This window comes from Pseudomonas sp. P5_A2_2, from assembly GCF_054177685.1.
On sequence record NZ_JBGCUL010000258.1, the window covers coordinates 1 to 5605 of the forward strand.

Sequence of the window (5605 nt, forward strand, 5' to 3'; positions counted from 1 at the left end):
GCCRCCGAGTATCCAGCCACTGTCCGTGGGCTTGGTCGGCGAGAAGAAAAAGCTCTGGGTGATATCGCCTGTGCCGGACTTGTTCGCCGCGCCATTGGGAGCCAGGCCGTGCTGGTCGATGATCGGCAGAATGGTCCGGGAAATGAGGTTCCAGTCTTCGTTCAAGGCAAACGGCAGCACAGGCTGGATATTGGTGACGCTGTGCATACCCTCCCCGGTCGGCCCCATCTTCTGATCCCAGTTGTACTGCACCGGCAGGCTGTACATCGCCGCGACCGGGTTGAGGGCTTTCTTCGCCAACTCTGCCGAATCGTCAGCCTGAGCCACCGTGATGCAGCCCAACACAGCGACGAGTGTCGACGCGGTGCCCATCCATCGTTCTTTCCGATCCATGCTCACTCACCTGTAGACGCCAAAGCCGGGTTGCAAAGGGTTAGCGTAGGCAACTGTGATCGATGTGCAATCTTTCCTGGTCGTGCGTTTAACAGTTTTTAAGAGTTATTGATTCGGATTATCCCGCTGCTACGGGCAGCATTCGGCCCGCATTGACCGGCGTGCAAGCACCTGCTTTGCGTAACCGACTGGCGAATACCAGTGCCCGAATACGAGGCGCCCAGCCCAATGCCTGGAGCCAGGTCGGAACCCGAATGACAACTTTCATCACTTGAGAACCAAACACATGGGCATGTCGAATAAATGGATTGCGGGTATAGCTTTGAGCTGTGTATTTCAGGTCGGCTGTGTCTCGAAAGTGGCACAGCAAGAGCAATACTCGGGCTTCCTGGGCAATTACCAGGGCCTGGAGGAGCAAACTACGCCAAGTGAGCAGAAGGTATTGCGCTGGGTATCGCCGGGGTTCGATCCTCGCGCGTACTCCACTGTGGTGTTCCGGCAGATGGAGCTGTATCCAGCGCCGCAGCCGACCGCGCGCGTCAGCCTGAAGACGCTGCAAGACTTGCAATTGATGGCCAGCAATAGCGTCAAGACCGCCTTTGCCCAGCGCTACACGATCGTCCCATATGCGCAGTTGGTACCGACCGATTCACGGTCGCTGATCCTGCAAGCGGCGATCACTCACGTCAGCGCCAACAACGAAGGCATGCACTGGTATGAGGCCGTTCCAATCGGGGCCATTGTCGGGGCGACACAAGCAGCCACCGGGCATAGGGATCAGACTGCCGAGTTGTACATCGAAGCCAACCTGATCGACGCAAAAACCGGTATGCCGGTCGCGAAGATCGTACGCAAGGTATTCGGCGAGACCATCAAGAATGCCGAACAGCCGATTGTTGCCAATGACTTCAAGGTTGCACTCAAAGGCATGACAGACGATATGCAGGCCCTCCTCCTCAAGCGTTGACGCTCAGGCAAACCCCATCGCAAACGTGGAAATGCCTGCCGTCCACCGGCATTGGATGGCATGGCAAGCGGACCGGCATGGGGTTTCAATGTGACACCCCGCCGCGTTTTCCCTCTGACAAACCGTTAGCCGTGCCGACGCCTGACGTGAGGCTCAATGATGAAAATACTGGCTGAAACCTTAGCGGTCCTTATGGTGTTCCTGAGCACCTGTGCCTTGACGATTCTTGTGATGCTCTTGAGCACCAGCGCCCAGGCGGCGACGGTGGTACCCCTCAAAGGCCAGACCTCCCAGACCATCCAGCAGGACACCAGTGCCTGCCAATCCCAGGCCAACGCGCAACATCCGGTGCAAAGCACCGTGCCCTCCGGTGGTCGGGTCAAGGGCGCCGCAACCGCCGCGGTAGCCGGCGCGACAGCGGCAGAAGTTCGGGGTCGCCAACATGAAAACCTCTATGACCAGATCGACGACGATACCAGGCAAGACTATCGGCAGAACCGCGTACACAGTGCCGCGGCTGCCGGTGCCATCGTAGGGGGCTCCAGGCAACGCCAGGAGCGTCGGCAGAATCTGAGTGCGAGCGAACAAAGCCTCACCGCCAATAACTCCGTCTACAGCAGCTGCCTGCAACAACGTGGTTACGATGTCTTGCCTTGATCGGCGACGACAATGGCCTGAAGTGATTGTGTAGGTGTCCCTGTCGTTTTGCTCGCGTCCTGGCTTCTGACCGCCTTCGTCCGCTCAAAAAAAGGCCCCGGCCCCTTCATGAAAGGACGCGGGGCAAAGCTGTAGAACGAGAGGTGAGGATCGTTTACATCGCGACAAACAAACCATGAACGCGATGTGTGTCAACGCTCCTCGAGATCCATTTAAAGCGGTAGCGACCCTGATTCAAAGCTAATAAGAATCAAAAATAGTCTTCAACGAGCCAAGCGCACAAAAACACAATCATTGATTTGTATCCTGATAGTTCAGGTTGCAATTGAAATCTGTCGCAATAGCGAAGTTAGTTCATTCCGGCCTGGCTCCGTGTAAACCCACCTGCCCGAGCTTGCAGTTTTCGGATAGCGCAGATAATCCATTCCAAGCATTATTCACGGTGTCAAAATCAAAAACCGTGGGTCATCCAGCAATGCTTTTCCCTTGTATGATTGAACTGATACCTCTGACAGACCGGGCTGTTTGCTGCACGGCACGCCTCTGAAACGAGCCAGTCCGGCATTGTAAATGCGACACGCCGTGCACCTTCCGCCTGGCCCTCATCTTCGTTCACTTCCCAGACCAGAATGTACCGAGCCAAATCCGGCCCCTATACTCAGGCCAGCACCGCCTGAACGGAAGATTTATATGAGCTACACCTTCAAGTTGAAAAATGGCGCCGTGGCGGTATTCGATCCGGATAGCGCCATGCTTTCCATTACAACACCCCATGGAGATGTACAAAATTCCACGTTAGGTAGAGCTGAGTCGCGTCTGTTGGACCTGCTGCTCATGGAGCCAGGTGTCACTAAAAGCCGCGATGAAATCATCGACTACACCTGGAATGACCGCGTGGTTGCCTCCGGCAGTTTGAATCAAACGGTTTTTTCGCTGCGCAATATTCTCAATGACAGTCGGGATCACGAGATCCTGATGACTGTTCCTCGACGAGGATATTGCTTCAACCGGCAATGCGTAGTCGATGCAGAAGCGGCTGTACCAGTACCCCGAGAGGAAACGGCGCAGCCACCCGCCTCCCTCCCGGGACAACGACCGCCCCCGGGTAGTGATGAACTGCTTGCACCCCCGGGTAAAACCAATAGATCCACTCGCATTACAAAAGCCCAGCTGATCGCTTATATCGTTTCGCTGGCAGTCGTTGCCTTTACTGTCTTTCAGTTCGACTTCGACGCGCCAAAAATTGAAATCTCCAGTATCGACAAGGATGGACTGGTCATACACGCCGTGGGCAGCGATCTTGCCGAGGCTCAGGCGCTGATGGATCTGTCGGTCAAACAAACTGAACAGCTACCGCCAAACCTGAAGGGCCAGGTCTGGATCAACCTGTATAAAGCCAATTATTCCGTTTCGTGCATCCGCCAGGATCAAAGCACTGCAAATCTGCAGTTGAACAGCAGCGAAAGAGACCTCGCCTTGATGATTCGTCAATGTCTGGAAGTCACCTTATGAAGTTCGGAATTCCGCAAGCCGTTCACTGGCCTCTGATAGGCTTGATCAATGCACTGTGCATTTTCTCTTTTGTCTATTCACCTTCGCACTACATGGAAAACACCAGTTACCAGACAAAATCCCGACAATGGCTGGAGGATCTCGACCAACTCAACACCGAAGAATACCTCACTATCGGGCATGGTCGACTCACGGGGACCACGCTGGAAAGCCTGAATGGAAAAATCCGCAATGCGACCATCTCGGCGAATATAATCGGAGAAAACAACACACACGTCGAGATAAAAGTCAGCAATATCAAACTCAGCCAGGACAATGAACTTTTTGCCATTGAAAAGACTCCTGACCTGTTCTTCAGGCGCCAATATGTGTTGCAGGAAGGCGCCATTCTAAACTACGAGTTGATCCCGACCCAGGATAAAAACGCCGTGTGTTTTTACATCCATGAACTAGGCCGTTTACGCTGCATGAACCATTAATCGGGCTCCCGCAGCGACTCGACGCCCACTTGGCAAAGGTTCACATCAAAGAATTTCCAAACAAAAATAATACTTATTGATTTGAATCAAACGTCTCTCCTGCCAAAAATCCCTCGCCGATAATCCTTGGAATCGAGCCTGCTTGATTCTCGCCCGGGACAATGCCCTATACAGGAGAATCAAGTGAAAGCCATGCATTTCCTGCGAACTCATCAATCGACGACTTTCGGATTCCTGTCGGTCTTTTTTCTGTCCGCCATGCCATTTTATTCGTTCGCGCATGACGAACGCTCCGTCGAAAACACGACCATTGAATATTATGAAATTGAAACAAGCCCGGATGACAGCCAGAAACTGTCGCATCTGAAAATTCAAACTGAGAATGAGTATCATACTGACGAGCAGAACAGTGATTCTGCTCTCCCTGCCCCGCCACAAAGTGATACCGGCATGAGCTACGCCAACTCGCTCATACGACTTTGAGGAGCGTTGTGTTCGCAGGGGCAAGCGGTGACTGGCCTCTTCTGACGACCCCGTAAATATGAGTTATTGACTTTGGCAGACACCATCGAGGTGAGATTATTTTCAGGCCAGATCGCGGCAGAGATGCAGCTGACATTCTGCTCTGCCTGAATAAACTGTTCATAAGGAAATCGCCTCGATGCTACTGAAAAACTTCGTCACCGTGTCGTTTGGTTTGTTGCTTTCTCTCAAGGCCATGGCCGACGACAAGAGCCTCTACAGTGCCAAATTGACGAGTGTCGAAACCAACAAGAAGGTACCAAGTGCAGTGAAAAACAGCTATCAGGTAAAAAACGGTTATCGTATTGACGATTTTTACTCCTTTACAGCTGCAGCCATTGACCCGATGAAACCCCAATTGCAGATCTTCAGTTCGAAAATTGACCCGCGCAACGTTCAACACATGGACGACTCACCGTTGGACAGCAAGTACGCATTTTCGGCGGAACTGGAACTGATCCGGGGACTCTGACAATCCGCTCAAAGCCAATGGGGCGATCTCACCGACAGCAAGGACGCCGAATCGCGTACCTTCTCCATGACTGCCCGTCAGGCTTGACCCCAATCATTTAACAGATGAGCCTTCAATTTCATGAGTATCGCACCGCCCGACGAAATCTTTCATTTGTCTTCTGCCTTGCCGAGCCAACTGAATAGAACAATAGGCAAATGGGAAATGAGCCTTATTCCAACCGAGCAAGAGGCGCGCATTCGGCAACATAAACTCTTTCACAGCCCCGAACTGCAGTGCAGTCGCCTTGAGTTCGACTCATCCGTCACCCTGGTCAGTTCTGTCCCTGCCGGATTCGTTACATTCGCCATCTCGCAGCCCCCGATTGGTCGCCCCGTCGTAAACAATCACAAACTACGGCCTGACGAAATCATCGTACTGCACAGCGATGAATCGGTGCATTACACTTGCGAGCCGAATGAAACGCTTTTCAGCATAACCACAACACTGGAAAACTATGACCGGTGCCGTCAACATCACGCTGTCATCGATATACTTGCAAACAGAACACAACACAGTTTCCAGGCTGAAAACTTTCAATTCATACAATCTGCCGTTCAAGCC

General features: G+C 52.8%; 6 protein-coding genes and 2 pseudogenes. 7 read left to right on the forward strand and 1 reads right to left on the reverse strand.

The window, feature by feature from the left end:
• Positions 1 to 372: pseudogene (locus ACXRVY_RS15585) on the reverse strand (transporter); the annotation flags it as partial.
• Positions 373 to 679: 307 nt separating this feature from the next.
• On the opposite strand from ACXRVY_RS15585, the gene ACXRVY_RS15590 reads away from it, so the two are divergent.
• The 7 genes and pseudogenes from ACXRVY_RS15590 to ACXRVY_RS15620 all read left to right on the forward strand — a co-directional run.
• Positions 680 to 1360, forward strand: coding sequence for a DUF3313 domain-containing protein (locus ACXRVY_RS15590; protein ID WP_223460698.1), 681 nt, complete (start codon positions 680 to 682; stop codon positions 1358 to 1360).
• A gap of 159 nt (positions 1361 to 1519) precedes the next feature.
• The gene (locus ACXRVY_RS15595) at positions 1520 to 2017 is read left to right on the forward strand and encodes a YMGG-like glycine zipper-containing protein (protein WP_223460811.1); all 498 of its coding nucleotides are present in this window, start codon (positions 1520 to 1522) and stop codon (positions 2015 to 2017) included.
• 690 nt (positions 2018 to 2707) lie between these two features.
• A complete protein-coding gene (locus ACXRVY_RS15600; RefSeq protein ID WP_223460700.1) occupies positions 2708 to 3529 on the forward strand; it encodes a transcriptional regulator in 822 nt (273 codons plus the stop codon).
• The gene (locus ACXRVY_RS15605; RefSeq protein ID WP_223460702.1) at positions 3526 to 4008 is read left to right on the forward strand and encodes a hypothetical protein; all 483 of its coding nucleotides are present in this window, start codon (positions 3526 to 3528) and stop codon (positions 4006 to 4008) included. Before ACXRVY_RS15600 ends, ACXRVY_RS15605 begins: the two co-directional genes overlap by 4 nt.
• Positions 4009 to 4200: 192 nt before the next feature.
• Positions 4201 to 4491, forward strand: a complete 291-nt coding sequence (locus ACXRVY_RS15610) for a hypothetical protein (RefSeq protein WP_223460813.1) — start codon at positions 4201 to 4203, stop codon at positions 4489 to 4491.
• A 178-nt stretch (positions 4492 to 4669) separates the two neighbouring features.
• Positions 4670 to 5002 carry a hypothetical protein gene (locus ACXRVY_RS15615; RefSeq protein WP_223460703.1) on the forward strand — a complete coding sequence of 111 codons (333 nt, stop codon included), beginning with the start codon at positions 4670 to 4672 and terminating at the stop codon, positions 5000 to 5002.
• Between the two features lie 120 nt (positions 5003 to 5122).
• A pseudogene (locus tag ACXRVY_RS15620) lies at positions 5123 to 5605 on the forward strand (AraC family transcriptional regulator); the annotation flags it as partial.

Excerpts from the sequence above, each read along its gene's own strand:
- ACXRVY_RS15600 (WP_223460700.1), top strand. The coding sequence starts at position 2,708 with ATGAGCTACACCTTCAAGTTGAAAAATGGCGCCGTGGCGGTATTCGAT.
- ACXRVY_RS15595 (WP_223460811.1), top strand. The coding sequence starts at position 1,520 with ATGAAAATACTGGCTGAAACCTTAGCGGTCCTTATGGTGTTCCTGAGC.
- ACXRVY_RS15590 (WP_223460698.1), top strand. The coding sequence starts at position 680 with ATGGGCATGTCGAATAAATGGATTGCGGGTATAGCTTTGAGCTGTGTA.
- ACXRVY_RS15610 (WP_223460813.1), top strand. The coding sequence starts at position 4,201 with ATGCATTTCCTGCGAACTCATCAATCGACGACTTTCGGATTCCTGTCG.
- ACXRVY_RS15615 (WP_223460703.1), top strand. The coding sequence starts at position 4,670 with ATGCTACTGAAAAACTTCGTCACCGTGTCGTTTGGTTTGTTGCTTTCT.
- ACXRVY_RS15605 (WP_223460702.1), top strand. The coding sequence starts at position 3,526 with ATGAAGTTCGGAATTCCGCAAGCCGTTCACTGGCCTCTGATAGGCTTG.